Here is a 23376-nt window from a genome sequence, read left to right as displayed (position 1 = left end):
AACTAACATCAACTCCCCTTGTAATATAGCAACTTTCACTCACTTCAACTGGTTCCTAGGCTCTGCCTGGAAACCTATGTAAGCGAGGCTCTGCCTCGCGAAAAAGGAGGCAGAGCCTCCGGATATGCGTTACCAGGCAGAGCCTGGGAACGAGTAGGAGTAGACGAGTAGAAACGAGTAGAAACAAACTACAAATTCAATCGGTGCGCCGTGCACACCCTACAAACTACCAAATTATACTAGCTACCAGTTACAATTTTCTGCCCTTAAGCAAATAAGTCGTCATTGCTCCTTTACCTTTAACATTAATTTTACCGCGCTTTTCCAACAAATACTTATCGCACAGCAACTCATAAGTTGAGCTGCTAACTTGAATTTTACCTGGAAGCCCCTGAGATTCCATGCGGCTGGCCGTATTCACAGCATCTCCCCACAAATCGTAAATAAACTTTTTAGTACCGATGACACCTGCCACAACAGGCCCAGTATTAATTCCAATGCGGATATTCAGAGGTTTGCCGCATTCGTCGCGAAATTTCATAATTTCTTGCTGCATTTCTAGGGCCATTTCGGCAATAGATTCTGCGTGATTTTTACAGGGCAGAGGCAAACCGCCTGCTACCATATAATTGTCGCCAATAGTCTTAATTTTTTCTAAGCCGTATTTTTCGCTCAAACAATCGAAAGCTGAAAATATTTTGTTAAGCAATTTGACTAATTCTTCAGGAGACGTGCGGGAGGATATTTCGGTAAAGCCTACAATATCGGCAAATAGTACCGTTACCTCGGCAAATCCGTCTGCAATATTTATCTGGCCTTGTTTTAGGCGATCGGCAATCGTTGCTGGTAAGATATTTAGCAATAAACATTCCGACTTTTCTTGTTCGGCGCGCAATATTTCCTCAGCTTGTTTCCGCTGTGCGATTTCCTGGTAGACTCGGTGAAACATTTGATTGAATGCCACCATGAGTTCTCCCAATTCGTCATCGCGCTTGACAGACAGAGAGTAGAAATCAGGTTTTTCTCGATCTTTGCTCAAAGCGTCTCCGGCAGCGAGCAAGTCATCGCGCAATCTCAAGATTGGTGCAATTACTGTCACCCCTAAAAAAAACATAGTTACAGAAGTGACAAAGGCTGATATAATGATGACTAGAACAGCAATTCGCCCGATAAATGCGTAGAGTTCCGGTTGAACGGCGGAAGCATCGTGGCGAACAATTAAGATGTAATCGCCTCCAAAATGTCGCTCCGTCCAAGCAATATCGTAGCGCTTGCTGTCGAAATAATGCTTGTGAACTATACGAGCAATTTTTAGTTCATCTAAACCGATTTCAGGCGGTTCGCCAAGTGTATATATTAGCTCACCGTTAGGTTGGTAAATAGATACTCCTAATACTACTTGAGAATCCTTAGTTATATTTTTTACTTCTTCTTGAAACAAAGTGCGATCGGAAACATCTTGTGCGAGCAAAAATTCTAGAGAATCAACAGTCACGCGAGATAGCTGTTCCAGTTGACTTAAAAGTTCGTTTTCGCGCCGAAAATAAGAGGGAACTAAAATAATTCCCTCTATGACAAGAATGCTAGCAAATACCCACAAAGCTATTTGCCGAGACAAGCGAGATTTGAAAAAGCCCAAAAATGATAAAATTCGCGCTGACATAAAATTTACTATTCTGCAAATGGCTAATTTAGGATATAGGAAAATAAACTAGGTTTTTCCTAAAAAATCTGAGAGATAAGACGGCGGTTGAAACCGCGCCTACACAAACGAAGTCCGCCTCCGCGGACTGAAGAAAGAAGATAACGTAATTTTAATCGCCCGCTCTTCAACCCGCGCACCATCAGGGTTTTGCTTGTGTAGAAGCGGTTTCAACCGCCCGGTCTTCCGATCCCAAGCGTATTGGCTAGCCCCTGAATAATATAATAAACAAATTAAACCGAAACTGCGCTGACTAACCTGCCTGCAAGCAAATAAGTATTCATATCGCCCTTGCCTTTGATATGGATAATTCCTCTGTCTTCAAACAGATACTTGTTTTGCAAGATATTGTAAGTTGATTGTGTGACTTGAATCGCGCCGGGAATTCCGTGGGATTCCATGCGGGCTGCTGTATTGACGGCATCGCCCCAGAGGTCGTAAATGAATTTTTTAGTGCCAATAACTCCCGCAATCGCAGGCCCGGTATTGATGCCGATGCGGATGTTAATTCCTGCCTGATGTTTGGCATTAAATTTTGCTAATTCCTCCTGCATATCTAAGGCCATTTCTGCAATACATTCGGCGTGGTTGGTGCTGGGATTTGGCAAACCTCCGACTACCATGTAAGCATCTCCAATTGTTTTGATTTTTTCCAATCCGTACTTTTCCGTCAAACCATCGAAGGCTGAAAAAATTTCGTTGAGAAAATCGAGCAATTCTTCGGGAGATATTTGTGCTGAAAGTACGGTAAAGCCAACGATATCTGCAAACAAAATCGTGACTTCTGCGAAGCCGTCAGCAATACTGCTTTGACCGTCTTTTAACTTAGCTGCAATGGATTCGGGTAAAATATTGAGCAGCAGGCGATCGGACTTTTCCTGTTCTTTTACTAATTCTACATTAGTTTCTTGCAATTGTGCCGTGCGTTCCCTGACCCGCTGTTCTAATTGTTTAGCATTTTGGCGCAACCTGCTGATAGACAAAGTTAATCCTGCGATGCCTAAAATTGAAATTACTGTTAACAGTAAAAACAAATTTCTCAGTCCGCTGTGAGTTGTTTGAGTGATGGTTTCCAGAGGTTGAGTAATTTCTAATATTCCCCGGACATCTCCCACTTTCCAATCAGTTTTAGGACTGGACAAGTGAGTGTTGTGACAGTTAACGCAGCTAGGAGTTAGAATGTCTGCCTCGGCATATCGAAATGCTGGCTTGCCGCGAAAACCCTCTGTTTTGAAAAATTTTTTTGTAGGATTATTGGTTAAATAGGTAATAGCTTGACGTTCAAAATCGTCTCGCGCGCCACCTTCTTTTTGCCGCCAGGGAAACGGGTAGTTGCTGTAGAGACGAACTGAGACTTCGGGATTTTTGTTGGCTATTTGGTTGCCGAGTTCTATTAAGAAAGTAGCGGGTACGGGAACTGTTACTTTTGTCGGGTTGTAGTCGTGGGTAAAGTTAATCGCTTTAGCGGTGTTTAGAGGATTGACAACATCGGAACTGTAAAGGGTGCGGGCTTCTTTAATAGCTTGGGCGTAGAGGGTGGCATTTTGGAGGGCTTGCGATTCGATGAGGGTGGAGGAAAGACGAGACATATCTGCCATCGCTACTCCTACACCTACACAAAATAGAATTGTCACCGCAAGCAGAATTCGCTTGTAAATTAATTGGCTGATGGCAGCCCGAATGCGTGAAATCAACTGGCGCATGGTATCCTCAAGTGTGAGGTTTAATCTTTATTTGAATTATGCACTACTAACATAACACTGTTTTTTCAGGCTGTTTTGCTAGCGCTTGGAGTAAAACAAGACTCTCTGAGTGCATGGGGCGGTTAATTATTGTTAACGGCGAGTGTTTTGCCGAACCGTAAAGGTACGGATAACTTTATAAAGGTTTTGAGTTGAGTGAAGTATAAGTGCTGGCTGCTTCGCGCACTTTTTGCTATATCTCGGTTAGGATAATAATTGTAGTCTATGGTTGGCGATCGTGAATTCTGACTCTACTGTCTCAACTGCGAACAACGAAATTTTTCCGGGAGAAGTTTTCGTCAATACTGCTGATTTTGATACCGGCATTCGGCGACTTTTGCCGAAATATGACGAAATGCTGGATGTATTAGCAGCCTGCATTGCTAACACAAACCAGCGGATTTTAGAACTCGGCTGCGGTACGGGGGAACTAAGTTTAAAAGTTCTGCAACGCTACGAGTCTGCGGAAATTGTTGCTGTGGATTATTCGCCGCGAATGCTGGATTTTGCCCGCGCGAAAATAGAGGCGGCAGGATATGCAGCCCGGTGGACTGGCATAGAATTGGATTTTGGAGAATGGGCGAACAATCCAAGTTTTTCAGGTTTGGGCGATAAGTTTAATGCTGGCATTTCGTCTCTGGCAATTCACCATCTTGAGGATGAGATGAAGCTGAAATTGTTTCAACGAATTCGCGAAAGTTTAAATGCTGGCGGTTGTTTTTGGAATGCCGATCCTGTGGTGGCAGAATCGTCAGCAATGAAGGATATTTATGGAGCGGCGCGGGAAGATTGGGCGCTGAGTCAGGGGGAAACTTTAGCACAAATTCGCGCAAAGGTGGGGACGAGTGTTTCTTACGGGTATTCTAATCCCGATCGCCTAGCTACACTTGCGGCACAGTTGGAAATGTTGGCAAATGCTGGATTTGAGACTGTGGCGGTTCCTTGGAAGTATTACGGTATGGCGGTGTTTGGGGGATTTGTTGGTTAAGACTAATTTCGGCGGTTGAAACCGCTGCTACACTAACGAAGTCCGCCTCCGCGGACTAAGAAATTAAGATTAAAACTTGGCGGTTGAAACCGCTGCTAGAACGACTAATTTCGGCGGTTGAAACCGCTGCTACACTAACGAAGTCCGCCTCCGCGGACTAAGAAATTAAGATTAAAAATCGGCGGTTGAAACCGCTGCTACATAAACGAAGTCCGAGCAGAGGGGGACTAAGAAATTAAGATTAAAACTCGGCGGTTGAAACTGTTGCTAGAACGACTAATTTCGGCGGTTAAAACCGCTGCTACATAAACGAATTCCGCCTACGCGGACTAAGAAATTAAGACTAATTTCGGCGGTTGAAACCGCCGAATTATCTAAGAAATCAATTTAAGGGGCGGGGGCGGTAATTTCTGTAGGTGCGATCGCCCCTGGTGATGGTGCTGTTGGTTTTTCCAGTAGTTGGCGCTGTTTGTTGCGAAATTCTGCGGCGGCATCGTTCAAATTTTGGCGCTGTTCGGTATTGAATTCTTCCATGCTGCGGCCGCCTCCCAATCGGGATCTGTGAATTAAATCAAATATTCCGCTGCCGCTGCTGCGGCCGGAAAAAGGGTCGGTGTTGTCTTGAGTTTGAAAGTCTTGCAGCGGTTGGGCGTTATTATTATTTAAATTGCTGGCTTGAGCGAAGGTTGCTTGAGGCGATAAAAGAGCACAGGTGGCGATCGCGCTGGCGGCAATCCGAATCATCAATTTGCCCGATCGAGAAGTTTTGACTTTCATAATTTATTAGTTTAACCTTCAAAAAAACAATTGTATCTCAACAATATGCTGACTTGTGGCTAAATATTGTACCACTCAAGAGCTAGTCAAGGGCGGGCTAGAAGCCCACCCCACAAAAATCGATCGCCCTAAGCAAACCGGCGGCGCAGCAGCGGTTGAATGCTCAGCAGCGCTACCAAATCAAAGGCTAGCAAGACTAACAATGCTCCTCCAAAGGTAACATTACCCCAAGGAGCCTGCATCACGACACTGGCTAGCGACCAATCGCTGTGCAGGTACAAATAGCGGATGGGTTCGATCGCGTAACTCAGAGGATTGAGAGTCACTACAACTTGCAGCCACTCTGGCATAAACGACAGCGGCGCGAGGGCGGTGCTGGCAAATAATAGGGGCAAGTTGGTAACAAAAATAACTGCGATTAATTCTACGTGACCGGGGAGGGCGAAGGCTAAACCGAGACTGATGCCGGTGACTCCCAAAACTAACAGCAGGACTATTAGGGCGATCGCCCCCAGTCCGGCAAGTCCGGGGAATCCCGCGCCCAAAAACGCGCCCGCTGTAACGATTGCGCCGGTTTGAATGAAGCTGAGGGTGACGATGAAAATAGCGGAAGCTAGGACGATCGAGAATCTGGAAGCTAGGGGCGCGACTAACAGGCGGTTGAGAAATCCGAATTCGCGATCGAACATGATCGGCAAACCGGCATTCAGCGCCCCGGCAAATGCAGTAAAAACGATGACACCGGCACCGAGAAATTGTCCGTAATTTTGGCTTTCGCCGAACAAGCCGGCGGGTGCATTTTCAAACAGCGCGCCGAACAAAACCAACCACATCAGCGGCTGAATAATTCCTGCAACTAGCGTCGAGGGGCGGCGCTGCAATTGAATAAACAGGCGCTTGGTTAAGGCGAGGGTTTCTTGGATGAAGTCGCCCAGCAGGGAACTCGAAGTGTCAGCGGATGGGGTGGCGAGTGGCCGCTGCTGGTTGACGTTGGGGGATGTAACAGTACCGCTCATAATTGCTTGTTGATTAAATCTAACTATCTTTAGGGTAGCAAGTCTGGAGGTATTGGTGTGGTTGGGGGGCGATCGCCACAAACCAGCAGATTAGGTTGTATAGTCATTATGATAAATTCTACATAGCTGGGAATCTTCGATCCAGACATGGCAGAAACACCGATCGCTCTATATCGGCAAGGCAATGCTAATTCACCTAGAATGGATAATGTGCGATCGAACAAAGATGTTGCTACTTATGAAGAAAATGGTCGCATCTGGGTAGATCCTACTTTAGGAGGTGGAATTTCGACATTTGCTACTCAAAGAAGCGACAAAAACTGGTGGAAGTTAGATGTGGAGAATGAAAGTCCTGCCGCGCTTGATTTAGTTAATGACCACAACGATCATTGGTTGTGGAAACCGAGTTATATTATGCCGATACAGGAATACAAGGAGTCTCTTCGACTGATAAGTGCATCTTTCTACAAAGTGAGTTAACAATTTTCAGCTTTAGCAGCTTTGACACAGAGTGGGTTAGCATTGTGGCAAGTAAGTGTAAAGATTTAAAATGGAGTTCAGATGATTCTATCTTTTAAGGATGTACAATTTATTATTGAAGCTCTTGAGTTTCAGAGCGAGGCATACCGAGAACGTTTGCAGGATGAAGAATTGGATGAGGATGAAGCATCAGATATCGGCAACGATCGCTATTTTTTAGAAGCACTGCGAGAAGATTTGATGAAAGCTATTAAGGATGGTAGTCTACCTAAAATAGCAGAATCTTCAGACGGTTTGTATCAATAGGTAAGAAATTAATGAGAGCGATTTCCTTCGGGATATATCCGCTTCACGCACTTTTTTGCTATCGGGGGATGGGAAGCGCGATCGCGACTGAAAAACGGTGCTGGATATGCTACATTGAGTATGGAGAATTTGGCAAAAAAATGTCTTGTACTTTCACGGCAATTGTTTATTGGGAAGAGGATGTTTATGTAGCCGAGTGTCCTGAAGTGGGAACGGCTAGCCAAGGAGAAACGATAGAAGAGGCGATCGGCAATCTCAAAGAAGCAACGGAACTTTATTTAGAAAAATTCCCTCTGCCTAAAACTTCCCCCCGTCTGCTAACTACATTTGAGGTATTAAGTGCCTAAACTACCACGAGTTAGCAGTGCGGAAGCCATCCGGGCTTGGGAACGCTTAGGCTTTATTCAAGTACGGCAGCGAGGCAGTCATGCTATTTTGAAGAAACAACTACCGATCGATGATGAGTCGAATCCTCAAGGTGCGATCGAGGTTGGTTGTGTAGTACCAGTGCAGCGGAAAACTTTGGCAGTTGGAACCCTCAAAAGTATTTTAAATTAGGCTGGAATTTCTGTTGAAGATTTTTTGAGCAATCTTTAGATATATTGAAAGGGCGATTCCCTACCCTTCGGGATAGTTCGGCTAAACAATGGAGGATAAAGCTATGTCATCAAGGGCGTTACCGAAGCCCTCGAAGAGGATCGCAACTTTGGTCAAAATGATGGAATCTTTGCCAGAAACTCTGCAAGATAGAGTTGTTCAACACCTGCGAGAATATATTCTCAAATCAAATAACCAGCAACTATCGGAGTGTTTGATTTATGCTAATTGAGAAGATCGTTCAAGAACTACAAGACATTCCCGAAGACAAACTTGCAGAAATCTATGACTTGATTCACTACTTTCGCCTCGGATTAGGACGAGAACAGCCACAGCCTCGCACGCCTGGTTTACTGACAGGAAAACTCGGTGATACTTTTTTTGAGCCCCTACCATTCGAGGAACTCGAACAATGGGAATAAGCTATCTCATTGACCTACGATACAGCTTTTCATACGGGACTGATTGAAGTTATTCCCGCCGCCGAATCAAGAGTATGAGCATAGAAAGGGCGATCGCACTTTTGGGAATAAGGGCGAGCTCACTTTTTAGCGATCGCATATGAAAGAGAGTTAATGGGGATGGGATAAGGGCGATCGGGCTTCAGGAAAATAAGGGCGATCGCACTTGCTGTGACAGTGTTATCCTAGATAAAAGAGCGATCGGAATAGGGAGGAAAAAATTTTGTCAACTATCACCGATATTGGCACTTTAATTAGCCGCAATCCTGACATACACGGTGGCTGTCCAATTATTGCCGGGACGGGTGTTACAGTCCGGCGCATTGCTATTTGGTACAAGCAAGGTTTGAATGCGGAAGAAATTGGCGATCGCATCGGGCATTTAACTCTCACCCAAGTTTATGCAGCTTTGACTTATTATCATGCTAACCGAGAGGAAATTGATGCTGACATTGCAGCGGAAGAAGCAGAAGGATCTCGAATAGAAGCATTGAATGCCGAGGGTCAGATTCAAAAGCAGTCGAGCGATATAGCTTTAGAAATACCAACACTAGCAAACTATCCCAGTCGCCGAGAATTTATGCAATTGCCGCTTGAAGAGAGACGAAATATTTTAGAAAGACAAGCTGAGGTAATGTTGCAACATTACCAGGAAGATAGAGAATGGCAAGAATTAGAAGCAGGAGATTTAATTGACTACTAACTCTCCTTCTCCTAAACGGGGTGATATTTGGTTGGCTAATTTTGACCCAACAGTGGGAGCAGAAATCAAAAAAATCCGTCCCGCTGTAGTGGTAAGTTCTGATAGTGTTGGTAAATTACCACTGAAATTGGCTGCACCGATCACAGATTGGAAAGAATATTATGCTGGCAATATCTGGCACGTTAAGATTGACCCAGATATTGCTAATGGTTTAACGAAAGTTTCCGCAGTGGATGTGTTGCAATTGCGGGGTATGGATGTACAAAGATTCATTCGTAAAATCGGAGAACTTACGACTACTGATATGGAGGAAATTGCCAGGGCGATCGCCGCTGTAGTAGAGTATCAATAGTTACTTATCAAGAGCGATCGCACTTGACTCAAGGAAGGGCGATCGCTGACTTACAACTTAGCATTCCCAGGTTACGGAGTCAGAAGGCAACTATGGTTTAGCAGCTTCAACCACATCCTTAACCATTGTAATTGCCTCTTTGATTGTCATTTGACCGCTTTCTACGGCCCTAATTAAATCCTGAGCGTCTTTCGGGCTAATTAAATTGAGCCTGACGGGTTCTTTCAACGAAACAATAAATTTAGTTTTATCGCTGTCTTGCAGGTTAGAGGCTTTTTCTTTGGCTTCAATATCTCTTAGCTGTTCTTTTAAGTTTTTAAGTATTTCTGCTTTTTTTCCCTGGTCAGAAGTGCCATCAAATAACATTCGTTTTACCCCTACAAGAGCAGCAGCACCTAAAGCTGCACCGCCAACAACTAATCCTACGGGAGGTGCAACGACCCACAACCCCAATAGAACTGGTACACCACCGAAAGCTGCCACCGCCGCACCAGCACCGGCAGCCCCCACCACACCAATGCCAATATCTGCTAAAATCCCTAATTTATCATGTGGGTTTTTTTCCAGTTGCTCTATTGACTTCAGAATTTGCTCTTTGGTTGGTGTTTTATTTGCCGACATATTCGACCTCAATTTTTTTGCTAATTTTGGCAGTTAAGCAGTGATGACGTTGCGGAAAATCGTATTGAAAACGTCTATCAGCAGTTGAAAAAATGCTTTGGCAATCTCAATAATGCTTTGAGCAATTCCAATAATTCCATCATCAGATACCTCTTTGCCTTGGGCGCGTTGATCGAGTCGGTGGCCGGCTATTGCACCAATTGGGATACCCAGCACTGTTGCCAAAGGTGCTAATAAGGGGCCGACAAATGGTATCGAATTTGCCAAAATTCCTACAACGACGCCAACAGCAGCCCCGATCGCTAAATTAGGATGTGCTTTGACAAATTCTATGATTTTAATGAGGAGAATTTTGCCGATGAGTAAAACTTTGTTACCAGCTTTTTTCGTGTATGTGGCAAGTTCATGCAGCCGGATCGAGACTTCATGCGGCAAGCCGGTATCATTTAACCACACATACAAGTCGCTGCTACTCATTGCATCAGCATCGACTTGCCAGAGAGCCATTTTTAAATTAGCTTGAGGTAGGGATAATGCACTAGACATGATTTTTTATCCTATTGTAAATTACAAAATTTTTCCGAACATTTCACGAGTCTCAAAGCCCCTAATTTAATTTTAAGTTAATTTTTATGTAGTGTAAAGTAGGATAATGTCACAAATTGCCAGTAGTTGATAAAATTAGCTAGCGGTTCAAAGTCATATTTTGCCCTCCTTAGTCAGAAAAAGTCAGAAAAAGTCTGATAGAATAGATAAAACCTCCTACACCTACCCAATCAATGGATGTTCAAGAACTCTTAAAGTTTGCGGATGGCTTGGTGTTCACTAAGATCGGCAAACACCTAGACGATCTGCAACAGGCAGTAGTACGGGGAACTTGGCAAGGTAAAAGATACTCCGAAATTTCCAAAGAGGTTCATTGTACTGAACGCCATGTCAGAAATGTTGCCTCAAAGTTATGGCAAACTCTTTCAGAAATATTAGATGAAGATGTAATGAAATCAAATTTGCGCTCCACAATGGAGAGGTATGAATTTTCTAAAATTTCAAATTCTGGTTATTTTAACCTTGTCCACAAAGGGAATATAAACGTTTGCACAGAAACGCCACACCCTCCAACAACTCCCCAAAACTCACCCCCAACACAAACCTCAACTGAAGACGACACCCAACCAAAACTGCGACTCGATTTAAGAGACGCACCGGAGCTCAAAACCTTCTACAACTACCCCAACTCACCCCTCACCGCCCTCGAAAATGCGATCGCCCGCCAAAACTGCCGCCTCCTCACCATCACGGGCATGACAGGCACCGGCAAAAGCGCGATCGCCCGTAACCTCATCCCCCAAATTCAATCTCAATTCGATCGCATCATCTGGCGCAGTCTCCGCACCTCCCCACCCCTCGAAACCACCCTCAAAACCCTCATTCAATTTCTCTCAAATCAACCAGAAATTAACATACCCGCCAACACCGACACTCAATTGTCAATTCTAATAGAAACATTGCGCGAAAATCGCTGTCTCATCGTACTTGATGACGTGCAGCAAATTCTCAGCAGCGGGCAACTTGCAGGAAATTATAAACCCGGATATGAAAACTACGGAACCCTATTTAAACTCATCGGCGAAATTCCCCACAATAGCTGCTTAATCCTCAATAGTTGGGAACCTCCCTCAGACATTCTCACCTTCACCGACGATAATTCAGCAGTATGTTTATTGCCGCCGTTAACAGGTTTAGGTGAAGCCGCCACAGAAATCCTGAGAGAAAAGGGTTTGTTGGATGAAGAAACATGGCCAGAATTGATTGAGCTTTATCAAGGTAATCCCCTGTGGTTAAAATTAGTCGCTCAAACCATTAACAACTTATTTGGCGGTAGAGTTTCTCAATATTTAAGCTATCAACCAGTATTTTTAGGTGACGAATTGACACCGATATTGCAGCAGCACTATCAGCGGTTGTCGGAAATAGAAAAACAGGCGATCGGCCTAATCAGCAATGAAAGTGAACCTGTTTTGCTTACCCAATTGATGGCAAAATGTCAAGGGTCACAACGCGAATTACTTAAAGGAATTCAATCTTTAGACAGACGGGGAATAATTGCAAAATTGAGCTGCGAAGCTGAAACCGTTTTCACGATTCCACCTGTGTTAAAACAGTATGTTAAAATGGTTGCAGAATAGATACCACCTTGATTAATTGGCGGTTGAAACCGCTACTACACAAACGAAGTCCGCCTTCGCGGACTAATAAATAAGGGATATTTAACCCGGATTTGGTATTAAATATCTAGCTAAATGAGAGCCAAATATGACCGCAACTCAAACCCAACCTAAACAAATGCTCACTTTCGATCGATTCATCAAGCAACTTCCAGATGAAGACGGACGCTATGAACTTGTTAATGGAGAAATTGTTAAAATATTACCAACAATCAGACTGCACGAAAATGTAGCTGATTTTATTGAAAATACTTTCCAAGACGAGGTGAAACGCCTCAACCTGAATTACAGGGTATCTGGCAGAATTGTAGTCAGGACTTTCAGCCCAAATGGTCAAGAACAAGGCCGCCATCCCGATCTTACTGTAGTAGACAAAACCCTCTGGGAATCGCAGCCATTCGCTTACTCAGCACTAACTGAACCCCCACAATTAGTGGTAGAAGTTGTCTCGACAAATTGGGAAGATGATTGTATCGACAAGCTGGATGAATATCAGCGGCTGGGAATTCCTGAATATTGGATTGTCGATTATTTAGCTTTGGGAAGCAGAAACTATTTGGGAAACCCGAAAGAACCGACTGTTTTTGTTTATCTACTTGATGAAAATGGGGTTTATCAAATGACTGCTTACCGAGGCACTGAGCGAATTATATCTCGAACTTTCCCAGAATTAGCCCTGACAGCAGAGCAAGTGTTAGATGTATGATATCAAATCTGGGGAAAAGATAAGGACACAGCATTGCTGATTGGTTTAAACTTAACTTCAAAAGTAGTATGAGTATATCATCTGACTATTAGCCCTTCGATCCCCCCTAACCTGCCTTAAAAAGGGGAGTAGGGGGTGGGACAAGAGTATTCAAAGTCCCCCTTCTTAAGGGGGATGTAGGGGGATCGAGACTAAGCTACCCGTGAGAAATACAGAGGGTTTTAGTCTTAAATTGACATCAACAAGCATTGTTGTGTCCCTATCAATAATATCAAATTTGATTAAATCAACATAACCGCCAAAATAGTTAACCCTCAAGATTTTTTGGGGCTAACAAGCGCGATCGCACAACGCCCAGATCCGGTTGAATGCTAGACAAACGCTGACGGACTGAATCTGCTAATTGCTCGCGATAATTGAGATAAACTTCTACTGCTTCTTGGTGTCGGAGATAATACCCGATCGCACTATACACATCCGATAATGACAGAGTTGAATAACGCTGCACAATAGATTCCGGCGGCACACCATCCTGAAAAGCTCGAATCACCAATTCCAGCAAAACTCTTGAGTTTCCCACCCGAATAGCTCCTGTCGCATCTTCTCGGAAAGGAGGCGCTTCAACTTCTAAAACAAGATTCATTTATTAATATCCCCCAAAATTACGATCGTATTCAACCGCCGAATCATCTTAAATAGGACTAAGGGCAAAGAAACCCGGTTTCTTAGGAAAATCTGGTTGGGCGACGAGAAATCTGTGAAGAAACCGGGTTTCTGACCCCGCAAAAAACCATAAATTATTTGCCGGAATGCTTCGCCCCTACACTAAATCTAATGACTAATGACTAATGACTAATGACTAATGACTACGATCGCATCGCCGCCTTTTGTTCCGCCTTCAAATCGCGGTTGCTAGCAGCCGCCAACTCCGCATCCAACAAAGTTTTACCAGTCGCGGCCAAATACACATCATCCAAACTCGGCCGAGATTGAGCAATCCCAAACGCAGGCAATCCCGCATCTTTCAATGCTTGCTGAATGCTCACCAGCGCGTCACTTTGGGCACTCACTACCAAATTGAGAGAATTTCCTTGGGCGCTGTTGATAATTACTTCCTGTACAAAAGGCAGAGATTGCATTAAAGCTTGGGCTTTTTGGGCTTCTTCCAGTGGCGAAAACTCCCGAATCCGCAGAGTCACCCGATCGCCCCCAACCCGATTTTTCAACTCCTCCGGCGTACCCTGTGCAATTACCGTACCCTTGTCAATAATCGCCACGCGATCGGCCAAAGCATCCACTTCTTCGAGATAATGACTCGTAATCAAAACCGTAGTACCTTCCTCCCGCAAGCGCCGCAGGAAATCCCACACCACAACCCGACTTTCAATATCGAGCCCCACAGTCGGTTCGTCTAACACCAAAACATCCGGCTGGTGCAGCAATCCAGCCACCAAGTCGAGGCGCTTGCGGATACCGCCGGAATAAGTACCAGTCTTTTTATTTTCCCACTCCTCCAAACCCAGGAGTTTCACCATTTCGTCAATCCGCCCTTTAATCGTGTGGCGCGGTAAATGGTAAAGGGCTGCTTGCAGTTGCAGGAGTTCCCGGCCCGTCAACACCTTATCGAGAGCCACTTCTTGAGCCACGTAGCCTAGTCTCTGTCGAGCAATTCTCGGCTGGTTGACAGCGCAAATACCAGACACTTCAATGCGTCCGCTGTCTGGCGATGTTAAAGTACAAAGTACCCGCAGGGTTGTGGTTTTGCCTGCACCGTTGGGGCCTAGCAAACCAAATATTTCCCCCGGTTCTACCTTGAAGGAAACATCTTTAACGGCTTCTACAGTGCCGTAGCGTTTCTGAAGATTTTCAATTAAAACGGCGGGAGCCATATATTTTGGGGATGAACTGGTTGTTAATATTTTGACACTTTCGGGTTCAAATTGCAGAATGGTCGATCGACCAATGCCAGTTCCTTGTAAATTTAGGAATGAGAATTAAATAACTTACCATTTTTATTGTTCTTGTGGGATGGGCGTCCCGCCCGTCCAGGACGGGCGGGACGCCCATCCCACAATTATGTGTAAATTATTTAATTCGCGATCCTTAACTTGTACGGGCGGGTTCGGCCAACCATCTACAGCCTAAAACCAATAATCTCGTACCCGCCCTCAACCAACGCTCAATCCGGGGCCTGTTTATCGGATACCGCGTTTTGTTTATTTTTATACGATTGAATTTTTTGCAAAAATAATGAGTTTTGAGGTCACTCTAACTTTTGGGCGATCGACTCAAAACTCATTATTTTTCAACAAGTAGAGATGCACCCAAAACCTGTTATTTTATAATTATCTCTACCTAGAGGGTGATGCCGATCGCGATTTTAATAATTTAACGCCGATCTTAAATACATCAAACTGTCAGACCCACTTTGAAACGCGAAAAACTTCCCCTAGTGGCAAGTTCTACTTTTAACTCCCGATCGGGAGTTGGATGGCGCGGGTTTAATCGATAATTTTTACCCAACCGCGGCGCACGTTGTACAGCAGTCGGTTGATGATGGCATACTCATCTTCATTCAGCGTTCTTTCTAAGAGCGCGGATCTGAGCTGTCTCCGGTCGTGGCGAGTCACGACGCTGGAAAACATCACCTGACCAAATAATTCTTCGAGTGTCATGTGGGAAACTGACATGATAAACCTCCTAATTGATTGAGATAAATAAAATTTTCACGGCTCGTTGTATTTATATTATGCTATGGGGGAGCGCCAATTTAGGCGATCGAAAACATTGACACCGTGTGATTTTTAGGCTAAAAATCTGTGACCGAGACTTTGAGGCAAAGTGACTCGGATCTTTTTAATTTGTGATTCCTGTCACTGATGTTGAAGTCATTAGTCATTAGTCATTAGTCATCAGTCATTAGTCATTAGTCAGTAGGGGCGGTGCCAAGAGTGCTCGCCCTCCTGCCGTCATCAGTCATTAGTCATCAGTCATGTTTTGCTGTCGCCTCCGAGCTTTCCGTACAAGGTCATCAGGAAGAAGGGAGAGGGAAGAGGGCCGATCGGGCGATCGACAAAACTCCGCCACCCGCCATTGCTCTCAATCCCTTACTAATCCGTTCTCAACATCATTTTCGCCTCTGTCAATTTTCCAACTAATTGAGGCATCGGTCAATAGTTGCCACCACCGACTCGGCCAATTCTTTGAGCGCGTAACCCCCCTCCAAACCAAAAGCAATGCGGCGGGTGACTTGCAAGCAATATCCGGTAAAAGTACCGAAATCTGACGGGGCCAGATTCATGCTCGCCAGCGGATCGGACGCATTAGCGTCGTAACCTGCACTGACAATTAACAAATCCGGTTGAAAATTTGACAAAAACGGCACCACAAGAGATTCAAAAGCGCTCCGATATTCAGCGATGCCGCTACCCGGATACAGCGGAATATTCAGCACGTTGTTGTAGCTGCCGTCTTCGTCTGCATCTCCCGTTCCCGGATAGCCCGGAGATTGGTGCAGGGAACAGTAGGCAATTTGCCGGCTGTTTTCCACCAAGGATTGAGTGCCGTTACCGTGGTGCACGTCCCAGTCGAGAACGGCTACGCGGTTGACTCCCGGCTGTTCCAGGGCGTAGTGAGCGGCGATCGCAGCATTGGAAAACAAGCAAAAACCCATCGCCCTGGCGTTTTCGGCATGGTGTCCCGGCGGCCTGGCCAGCACGAAAGCTGGTGCGTTTCCTGCCAGCACTCGATCGACCCCATCGAGCCAAGCACTCGCCGCCAGCAGCGCTACATCGTAACTTTCAGCAGAAATCGGCGTATCGCCGTCGAGGTAGCCGCCTCCTTGAAGAGCCAAATGTTCGACTTCTTTGATGTATCTGGGCGCGTGAACTTTTTTGAGCGCCGCCAGCAGTTCCGGTTCGCGATCCGCCAGTGGCGTAGGCAGTTGCCACTCAATGCGATCGGCCCAGGGAGCAGCTAACAGAGCATTGGCGATCGCCGTTAAACGTTCTGGTCGCTCTGGGTGAAGCATTCCAGTCTTGTGCAGCAAAAAATCTTCGGAGTAGATGACAGGTAGCATCGGCAGATATTAGATTGAAGAATTGAAGAATTGAAGAATTGTCTGTTTGCTTCTATTCGGCAGAAAGCTTTTTGAAATTTTCATTGCGCTCTGGGAACCCTTTTAATTTAGAAGCATCTGAATCTTTGTATTTTTTTTTGTTTGAGTCCCAGCAATTCAAGAGAACGAAAAGCCGACACAACCCGTGCGAACTCTTGAATATCACCCATTAAACCTTGCCCGGTCGATGCTTTATTTAAAATTTTTAGATACCCCTCAAAAAAACTCACCAAAGCATGAAACCAGACCGCCTTAAAAAACCTTTCTAGCTTCGGCAAATTGATGACTAAATCACCAACTACCAAATCATCAATTGTCCTCGTTTCGTCGCCGAATTTTTCTGGCAAATTTTCCATAAACTCCAAGGCAAATTGTGATATAATTTTAGGAGTAATTTGCAATATTTGGCAGCTCTACTGAATCCAAACCGATTTTATCGCATTTTTGAGATTTATAGCGGTCAAATTTAAAGTTTTAACGGAGTTTTTCAACCTATGAGTATCTCTGAGTCGCGGATAATCCCGACGGATCTCGGTGGTGAGATGTCCCGATCGTACTTGGAATACGCCATGAGCGTAATAGTCGGTCGGGCGCTACCAGATGCGAGGGACGGTCTCAAGCCCGTTCACCGACGCATTCTCTACGCCATGAACGAATTGGGCTTGACTCCCGATCGACCATTCCGCAAATGCGCCCGCGTCGTCGGGGAGGTGCTCGGTAAGTATCACCCCCACGGAGATACAGCGGTTTACGATGCGCTGGTGCGGATGGCTCAAGATTTCTCCATGCGGGAACGCCTGATCAACGGCCACGGCAACTTCGGCTCCGTAGACAACGACCCGCCCGCTGCCATGCGGTACACCGAATGTCGCCTCACAGCTTTGACTAGCGACTCCATGCTGCGCGACATCGACTCGGAAACAGTAGATTTCGGCGACAACTTCGACGGTTCCCAACAAGAACCCCTCGTGCTCCCCGCACGCATCCCCCAAATTTTGCTCAACGGTTCCTCCGGGATTGCCGTCGGGATGGCCACCAACATTCCGCCGCACAACTTGGGCGAAATAATTGACGGTTTAATAGCGCTAATCCACAATCCAGGAATTACCGACCTGGAATTGATGCAGTACATTCCCGGCCCGGACTTTCCCACCGGAGGGCAAATTCTCGGCAGAGGCGGCATTCGCGATGCTTACACCACCGGGCGCGGTTCGATTACCATGCGCGGAGTCGCCGGCATTGAAACCATCGAACACGCCGGCCGCCCCGACAAAGAAGCAATTATTATCACCGAACTGCCTTACCAAACAAACAAAGCAGCGCTAATTGAGAAAATTGCCGAACTTGTCAACGACAAAAGATTAGACGGAATTTCCGACATTCGCGACGAAAGCGACAGAGACGGAATGCGGATCGTAATCGAACTCAAACGCGATGCCTATCCCCGCGTCGTCCTCAACAACCTCTACAAACAAACACCGCTCCAATCAAACTTTGGAGCCAATATGTTAGCGCTAGTAAATGGGGAACCCCAACTGCTGACGCTCTCGCAATTCCTCAATGTCTTCCTAGACTTCCGCATTGAAACAATTACTCGCCGGACTCAATACGAACTCCGCAAAGCAGAAGAACGCGACCATCTCCTGCAAGGGTTATTAATTGCCCTAGACAACTTAGATGCAATTATTCACCTAATTCGCGCCGCTGCCGACTCCGCAGCAGCCAAACAAGAATTGATCGATAATTACGGTCTTTCCGAACAGCAATCTGACGCAATTCTGCAAATGCAGCTACGGCGCTTGACAGCCTTGGAAGCGCAAAAAATTCAGCAAGAACACGAAGAACTGCGAGCTAAAATCGCCGATTTGGAAGATATTTTAGCGCGCCGGGAACGCATCTTAGAAATCGCCGAATTTGAAGCAGTCGAAATCCAAACCAAAATCGCCACTCCCCGGCGCAGCGTCATCGAACACGCCGAAGGAGAAATCGATGAAAGAGATTTAATTGCCAACGAACAAGCAATTATTCTGATCACAGAACAAGGCTACATCAAGCGGATGCCGATCAGCACTTTCGAGGCTCAAAGTCGCGCAACTCGCGGCAAAGCAGGCGCGAAAATGAAGGAAGATGACGGAGTAGAACATTTCCTTTCTTGTTGCGATCACGACAGCGTTTTGTTCTTCAGCGACAGGGGCGTAGTTTACTCTGTCAAAGCTTATCAAATTCCTGTCTGTTCGCGGACTGCTCGCGGCACTCCCGTGGTGCAACTGCTGCCGATTCCTATAGAAGAAAAAATCACTTCTATGGTGTCAGTGACAGAATTTACCAGCGAAGAATATTTGGTGATGCTGACTCGCGGCGGCTACATCAAGAAAACCGCACTTTCTGCTTTTGGCAACATCCGCACTAACGGTTTGATCGCGATTTCTCTGGAAGAAGGCGACCAACTGCGCTGGGTGCGGAGAGCAAAAGTTGGCGACAGCATCATCATCGGCACGCGCCAAGGTATGGCGATTCATTTCCGCACGAATCACGAACAGTTGCGCCCTGTCGGCCGCGCGACTCGGGGTGTAAAATCAATGAAATTGCGATCGGGCGATGAGCTGATCAGCATGGACATTTTACCGAGTTCAATTATTGCCGAAATTGCTGAATTGGTAACGGGAGAATCGGAATTTGAAGGAGCAGAAATTGCTCTGCTAGAAACGGGAGAATTGGAATTTGAAGGAGCAGAAATTGCTGAACTGGAAACTGAAGATGTGGAATTTGAAGAGGAAGAATTAGAACTGCAAGCCGAGGAAATTGAAGGCGAAGATGCCGAAGAACTTCCCGCAGTTAGCAGCGAAGTTCCCTCGGTGTTGGTAATCACTAGCAACGGCTACGGCAAGCGGGTTCCAGTTTCTCAATTCCGCCTGCAAAGACGCGCTGGCAAGGGATTGACTGCTACTAAATTCAAGTCGAAAAAGGCTAAGGATTACGTGGCTGCGCTGCGAATTGTCAACGACAGCGATGAGTTGATGATTATTACCAACCGAGGTATTATTATCCGTCAGGCTGTGAGTGCAATTTCTACTCAATCGCGCACAGCAACGGGTGTGCGGGTGCAGCGGTTGGATGAGGATGATTCGATTGTAGCTGTGGCTTTGGTGCCGGCTTCGGGTGAAGAGTCGATCGAAGAATCGGCATCTGAGGAAGCGACAGAGGAGTCATAGATTAATAGTTTGTAGGGTGCGCTGCGGTGCACCATTGGTGTCAACTTAAGGTCTGATGTAGTACCAGTCTGCTGTCTGACGATTGGTGCCAGATCCCCCCTTAGCTTGCCCCCTACTCCCCCTTAAAAAGGGGGGGACAGAGTATTCTCAAAGTCCCCCTTCTTAAGGGGGATTTAGGGGGATCGAGACTACGCTAAAAGCAAAATTTTCAAGTATTCTAGGCTTAGGTTGACACCAATGAAATCTTCCCTCAAAAGTCAAATATTTTTTCCGGTGAGGTAATGATGAGTCAACTCCAAACCAAACTACTAACTGATACCTGGGTTACAGCGACTTGGGATGAATATATAGAAATTATTAAACAGCCGGAGTACGATCGAGCAAAATGCTACTACTACAACGGACAGTTGAGGATTGAAATGGCAGCAGTCGGGGCCGATCATGCTGATGACAACGGAATTATCGTCATCTTAATCAATTTATTTGGCATTGCTAAAGGTATAAAAATGAGACTGCTGGTCAACTGTAGCTACGCCAAAACAGGTGTCAGAGGCGCTCAACCTGATGCTTCTTACTACATCGGAGACCGGGTACAAATGGCACCTCGCGGCAGTTCGGTAGTGAATTTAGATAGCGCAGTTTGCCCAGATTTAGCAATTGAAATTGCCGACAGTTCTCTCGTTGACGATTTGGGAACAAAAAGAATGATTTATGAAGAATTAGGAGTGTCTGAGTATTGGGTAGTAGACGTACAAAAAGCGCAAGTTATTGCTTTCAAAATAATTGCTAACCGTGGAAGCGAACGTCTGACGGAATCTCAAGTTTTGCCGGGGCTAAAAGTTGCTTTATTAGAGGAAGGTTTGCGCCGCAGTCGCCAGACGGACAATACAGAAGTAGGCAACTGGTTTTTAGAGGAAGTTCGCGAGAATCCTCAATAGTGCGCGCGGCGTAGCTATCCCGTGAATCGACCTTTCGCAGTTTTCAACCCAATCATGCAGAAACCGAGTTTTTATAGAAAAAAGTATCGTTATTGCGATCGTTTCTGGTATAAAAACCCAGTTTCTTAAGGTTTACTGCATAAGTCGTGAATCAGGATCTTTCACGAGATGTTTTGGGTAAGTTATGACAAATAAATTTTTCGTAAGTCTTCTAAACCGTCAACTGTTAACAAGCTAGAAGTTATAGTTTGCAGCAAATTTAGATCGTCAATGGCAGAAATTTCTCCAAAAATATCTAACCCTGCATTTCCAAACTTAAGCTGTAAACCTAACTGAATCCCTTGCAGTAAAGCTTGTTTTGTCTGATTTTGAGCCTCAGTTAATTGTAATTGAGTTTGAGATAACTGTACCTCAGATTCAGTTAACTGTGACTGAGTTTGAGAGAGTCTGGCGGCTAATTCCTCCACAGTAGGAATAACATTACCCTCAGCATCGCACCATCTCAGCCAAGTATCGCTGACGCTTTCAAAGACACCACGCCAGAGGGTTAAACCTAAATCGACTAAGGGAAACCAAGTATCGGTTTTCGGTACGTAACGCCCGCCTTGTAATTGAAAAATCTGTAAAGGGCGATCGCTCAATTCACCAAGAGGATCGTAAACAACATAATACATTACACCCATTAGGGCATAATCAGTAAATTTGCTACCCAATTCATTCCCCGGAGTCGGAGAAACAATTTCGATCGCAATTTCGGGAGGTTTACCAAATTCCCAGAGTAAATAGGAACGAACATCTCGCCGATCCCAACTATCCGCAACAGTCACATTTAAACTGAGGAATATATCAGGAACAATCGCCGGATGCCGAACAGTGCGGAAGATACCCACATTGGCTGCGACAATGAAAGGAATACCATCATTTAACTCATATCCAGAGAGAACTTCCGTAAGCAGTCGCTGTTGTTTTTCGTTAATGAAACTATCCAACGGAGTATCGTCTTCTTGTACGAGTTGTGTGGTATCGGGGTATTGACTGGGGTCAAGAGTTATCTGCTCAGACATGGCTGATTTGGCTGGGGTTTAATCAAAATTCAGATTGAGCGATCGTCCTGCGATCATTTTATCTCAATCTGGGTATGTTGTGTCAACTGTTAACAACTTGTAGGGCAGTGACTGCACTCTCGCTCTAGCGACTAAAAGCAGAGAAATACTTGACAAACGAGCGGATAATTGCTATAGCATAATATAATCAAAAAGTTAATAGCAAAAGTCTGTAAAAATGCCTTATTTAACAGCAGCAAACGACATCAAAGCAGTCATTTCTCAATTTTCGCAAGCTAAAATACTGTGGGTTGACACAGAAATAGCAGACTATAAATCCAACCCCAGATTATCTCTGATTCAGGTGTTAGCTGACTCCACAGATTCGAGTGGAGATGGTACTTTTCTACTAGATGTCTTGGATAAACCTGAATTGGCCAAAGATTTCATCAACCAAATCATGGTCAATCCAGATATTGAAAAAGTCTTGCACAACGCCAGCTATGACATCCGATTTCTAGGCAATGATGACGCTCAAAATGTCACTTGCACATTAAAAATGGCGAGAAAGATTCCAGCTTACATTCTGCCCTTACCTAATCGACAACTCAAAACTTTAATAGAAACACTTTGTGGCATTGCTTATGTAGATAAAACAGAACAAAGCGGCGATTGGGCAAAGCGTCCCCTGACCCAGAAGCAGCTAGAATATGCCAAAATGGACGCGGTTTATTTAGCTAAAGTGTACCGCCGCCTGCTAGAAATCCTTGAGCAGTGTTACCCCGATCCCGCCAGAGAAAACTTGACAGCATTGGGAGAAAAATATCAGGAAATAGAATCTCGGTGGAAGCCGCTAGATTCAGAAATTGCTGAAGTCAAAGAACGATTTAAAGCGGGGATGATGGCGCAAAAGCTCAAAGATAGTTCTTACTTTCAGCTTTCCAGTTCGATAACGATGAAAGTTGATTTTATGACGCTGGCTAGGCTGACGCAAACGGAGGGAATTGAGTTAAATTTTCCGGTGACGCTGACAAAAGAAATTCAAAAACAGTTAGGGGAAATCATCGCCGATCCATCTTTGGAAGTTGAGGATATTGCTAGTTGGCGGTTGAATTCCAACCTACAGCAGCGGCGGAAATCTACTAAGAAAATTGCGCCGCAACCGGAGACTGAGGATTTCACAGCATTGGGGGAAAGGTACAAAGAAATTTTGCCGGAATGGAAGTTGTTGGATTCGGAAGTTGAGCATCTAAAAGAGCGGATCAAAAAAGCAATGTTGGTGCAAAATAAGAGCAATACTCCTGAGTTTAAGTTATCTAGTTCTTCGATTTTGAAGGTAGATTTTGCTAGCTTGGCTAAACTGGTGCAATCTGCGGGAGTTGAGTTAGAT

General features: G+C 45.2%; 27 protein-coding genes. 15 read left to right on the top strand and 12 right to left on the bottom strand.

Annotated elements, in window-relative coordinates; genetic code table 11:
• Positions 1-250 precede the first annotated feature (250 nt).
• Together WBA89_RS09770 and WBA89_RS09765 are read right to left on the bottom strand one after the other, a co-directional pair.
• Positions 251-1663, bottom strand: coding sequence for an adenylate/guanylate cyclase domain-containing protein (locus tag WBA89_RS09770; RefSeq protein ID WP_424406030.1), 1413 nt, complete (start codon positions 1661-1663; stop codon positions 251-253).
• Between the two features lie 272 nt (positions 1664-1935).
• Positions 1936-3405 (bottom strand): adenylate/guanylate cyclase domain-containing protein, encoded by a 1470-nt coding sequence (locus WBA89_RS09765; protein ID WP_424406028.1) that lies wholly within the window; start codon positions 3403-3405, stop codon positions 1936-1938.
• Between the two features lie 277 nt (positions 3406-3682).
• Here WBA89_RS09765 and WBA89_RS09760 point away from each other — a divergent pair, with 277 nt between their 5' ends.
• Positions 3683-4432, top strand: coding sequence for a class I SAM-dependent methyltransferase (locus tag WBA89_RS09760; protein WP_424406026.1), 750 nt, complete (start codon positions 3683-3685; stop codon positions 4430-4432).
• Positions 4433-4819: 387 nt separating this feature from the next.
• On the opposite strand, the gene WBA89_RS09755 is transcribed toward WBA89_RS09760, so the two are convergent.
• Both WBA89_RS09755 and WBA89_RS09750 read right to left on the bottom strand, forming a co-directional pair.
• Complete coding sequence (locus WBA89_RS09755; protein ID WP_424406024.1) at positions 4820-5209, bottom strand: hypothetical protein; 390 nt, start codon at positions 5207-5209, stop codon at positions 4820-4822.
• A gap of 128 nt (positions 5210-5337) precedes the next feature.
• A complete protein-coding gene (locus WBA89_RS09750) occupies positions 5338-6225 on the bottom strand; it encodes an ABC transporter permease (RefSeq protein WP_424406022.1) in 888 nt (295 codons plus the stop codon).
• Between the two features lie 147 nt (positions 6226-6372).
• On the opposite strand from WBA89_RS09750, the gene WBA89_RS09745 reads away from it, so the two are divergent.
• The 8 genes from WBA89_RS09745 (at position 6373) to WBA89_RS09710 (ending at position 9124) form a co-directional block, all read left to right on the top strand.
• Complete coding sequence (locus WBA89_RS09745) at positions 6373-6705, top strand: hypothetical protein (RefSeq protein WP_424406020.1); 333 nt, start codon at positions 6373-6375, stop codon at positions 6703-6705.
• A gap of 81 nt (positions 6706-6786) precedes the next feature.
• Entirely contained in the window at positions 6787-7011 is a 225-nt protein-coding gene (locus tag WBA89_RS09740; protein ID WP_424406018.1) for a hypothetical protein, read from the top strand.
• Between the two features lie 11 nt (positions 7012-7022).
• A complete protein-coding gene (locus tag WBA89_RS09735; RefSeq protein WP_424406016.1) occupies positions 7023-7358 on the top strand; it encodes a type II toxin-antitoxin system HicB family antitoxin in 336 nt (111 codons plus the stop codon).
• Positions 7351-7569 (top strand): type II toxin-antitoxin system HicA family toxin, encoded by a 219-nt coding sequence (locus WBA89_RS09730; protein ID WP_424406014.1) that lies wholly within the window; start codon positions 7351-7353, stop codon positions 7567-7569. Before WBA89_RS09735 ends, WBA89_RS09730 begins: the two co-directional genes overlap by 8 nt.
• 103 nt (positions 7570-7672) lie before the next feature.
• The gene (locus WBA89_RS09725; RefSeq protein WP_424406012.1) at positions 7673-7840 is read left to right on the top strand and encodes a hypothetical protein; all 168 of its coding nucleotides are present in this window, start codon (positions 7673-7675) and stop codon (positions 7838-7840) included.
• Positions 7830-8030, top strand: coding sequence for a hypothetical protein (locus WBA89_RS09720; protein ID WP_194008029.1), 201 nt, complete (start codon positions 7830-7832; stop codon positions 8028-8030). The genes WBA89_RS09725 and WBA89_RS09720 overlap by 11 nt, the downstream gene beginning before the upstream one ends.
• Before the next feature lie 262 nt (positions 8031-8292).
• On the top strand, positions 8293-8772 hold the full coding sequence (locus WBA89_RS09715) for a DUF433 domain-containing protein (RefSeq protein WP_424406010.1): 480 nt from the start codon (positions 8293-8295) through the stop codon (positions 8770-8772).
• Entirely contained in the window at positions 8762-9124 is a 363-nt protein-coding gene (locus tag WBA89_RS09710; RefSeq protein WP_424406008.1) for a type II toxin-antitoxin system PemK/MazF family toxin, read from the top strand. Before WBA89_RS09715 ends, WBA89_RS09710 begins: the two co-directional genes overlap by 11 nt.
• A gap of 90 nt (positions 9125-9214) precedes the next feature.
• On the opposite strand, the gene WBA89_RS09705 is transcribed toward WBA89_RS09710, so the two are convergent.
• Both WBA89_RS09705 and WBA89_RS09700 read right to left on the bottom strand, forming a co-directional pair.
• Complete coding sequence (locus WBA89_RS09705) at positions 9215-9745, bottom strand: hypothetical protein (RefSeq protein WP_194066888.1); 531 nt, start codon at positions 9743-9745, stop codon at positions 9215-9217.
• Between the two features lie 33 nt (positions 9746-9778).
• Positions 9779-10291 carry a DUF2273 domain-containing protein gene (locus WBA89_RS09700; RefSeq protein WP_194066889.1) on the bottom strand — a complete coding sequence of 171 codons (513 nt, stop codon included), beginning with the start codon at positions 10289-10291 and terminating at the stop codon, positions 9779-9781.
• A gap of 233 nt (positions 10292-10524) precedes the next feature.
• On the opposite strand from WBA89_RS09700, the gene WBA89_RS09695 reads away from it, so the two are divergent.
• Together WBA89_RS09695 and WBA89_RS09690 are read left to right on the top strand one after the other, a co-directional pair.
• Positions 10525-11931 carry an NB-ARC domain-containing protein gene (locus tag WBA89_RS09695; protein ID WP_424406006.1) on the top strand — a complete coding sequence of 469 codons (1407 nt, stop codon included), beginning with the start codon at positions 10525-10527 and terminating at the stop codon, positions 11929-11931.
• Positions 11932-12058: 127 nt separating this feature from the next.
• Positions 12059-12676 carry a Uma2 family endonuclease gene (locus tag WBA89_RS09690; protein ID WP_424406004.1) on the top strand — a complete coding sequence of 206 codons (618 nt, stop codon included), beginning with the start codon at positions 12059-12061 and terminating at the stop codon, positions 12674-12676.
• 307 nt (positions 12677-12983) lie between these two features.
• On the opposite strand, the gene WBA89_RS09685 is transcribed toward WBA89_RS09690, so the two are convergent.
• The 3 genes from WBA89_RS09685 to WBA89_RS09675 all read right to left on the bottom strand — a co-directional run bounded on the left by WBA89_RS09685 (position 12984) and on the right by WBA89_RS09675 (position 15366).
• Positions 12984-13319 (bottom strand): DUF433 domain-containing protein, encoded by a 336-nt coding sequence (locus tag WBA89_RS09685; RefSeq protein WP_424406002.1) that lies wholly within the window; start codon positions 13317-13319, stop codon positions 12984-12986.
• A gap of 223 nt (positions 13320-13542) precedes the next feature.
• Positions 13543-14565, bottom strand: a complete 1023-nt coding sequence (locus WBA89_RS09680) for an ATP-binding cassette domain-containing protein (RefSeq protein WP_424406000.1) — start codon at positions 14563-14565, stop codon at positions 13543-13545.
• Positions 14566-15177: 612 nt separating this feature from the next.
• Positions 15178-15366 carry a hypothetical protein gene (locus WBA89_RS09675; RefSeq protein ID WP_424405998.1) on the bottom strand — a complete coding sequence of 63 codons (189 nt, stop codon included), beginning with the start codon at positions 15364-15366 and terminating at the stop codon, positions 15178-15180.
• 261 nt (positions 15367-15627) lie between these two features.
• Here WBA89_RS09675 and WBA89_RS09670 point away from each other — a divergent pair, with 261 nt between their 5' ends.
• Positions 15628-15834, top strand: a complete 207-nt coding sequence (locus WBA89_RS09670) for a hypothetical protein (RefSeq protein ID WP_424405996.1) — start codon at positions 15628-15630, stop codon at positions 15832-15834.
• Here WBA89_RS09670 and WBA89_RS09665 read toward each other — a convergent pair.
• Both WBA89_RS09665 and WBA89_RS09660 read right to left on the bottom strand, forming a co-directional pair.
• Positions 15831-16754 carry a histone deacetylase family protein gene (locus WBA89_RS09665; RefSeq protein ID WP_424405994.1) on the bottom strand — a complete coding sequence of 308 codons (924 nt, stop codon included), beginning with the start codon at positions 16752-16754 and terminating at the stop codon, positions 15831-15833. The two genes, WBA89_RS09670 and WBA89_RS09665, sit on opposite strands and share 4 nt — an antisense overlap.
• Before the next feature lie 107 nt (positions 16755-16861).
• Entirely contained in the window at positions 16862-17149 is a 288-nt protein-coding gene (locus tag WBA89_RS09660) for a hypothetical protein (protein ID WP_424405992.1), read from the bottom strand.
• A 138-nt stretch (positions 17150-17287) separates the two neighbouring features.
• Between WBA89_RS09660 and gyrA the strand changes: the two genes are divergently transcribed.
• Positions 17288-20005 carry a DNA gyrase subunit A gene (gyrA, locus tag WBA89_RS09655; RefSeq protein WP_424405990.1) on the top strand — a complete coding sequence of 906 codons (2718 nt, stop codon included), beginning with the start codon at positions 17288-17290 and terminating at the stop codon, positions 20003-20005.
• Positions 20006-20286: 281 nt separating this feature from the next.
• Positions 20287-20943, top strand: a complete 657-nt coding sequence (locus WBA89_RS09650; RefSeq protein WP_424405988.1) for a Uma2 family endonuclease — start codon at positions 20287-20289, stop codon at positions 20941-20943.
• Positions 20944-21125: 182 nt separating this feature from the next.
• On the opposite strand, the gene WBA89_RS09645 is transcribed toward WBA89_RS09650, so the two are convergent.
• A complete protein-coding gene (locus WBA89_RS09645; protein ID WP_424405986.1) occupies positions 21126-22007 on the bottom strand; it encodes a Uma2 family endonuclease in 882 nt (293 codons plus the stop codon).
• Positions 22008-22224: 217 nt separating this feature from the next.
• On the opposite strand from WBA89_RS09645, the gene WBA89_RS09640 reads away from it, so the two are divergent.
• Positions 22225-23376: ribonuclease D (locus WBA89_RS09640; RefSeq protein WP_424405984.1), on the top strand; the 1152-nt coding region annotated here is incomplete at its 3' end.

The sequence above is a fragment of the Microcoleus sp. genome (assembly GCF_049646505.1).
Classification (GTDB): domain Bacteria; phylum Cyanobacteriota; class Cyanobacteriia; order Cyanobacteriales; family Microcoleaceae; genus Microcoleus.
This window is presented reverse-complemented; position numbering and strand designations above follow the sequence as displayed.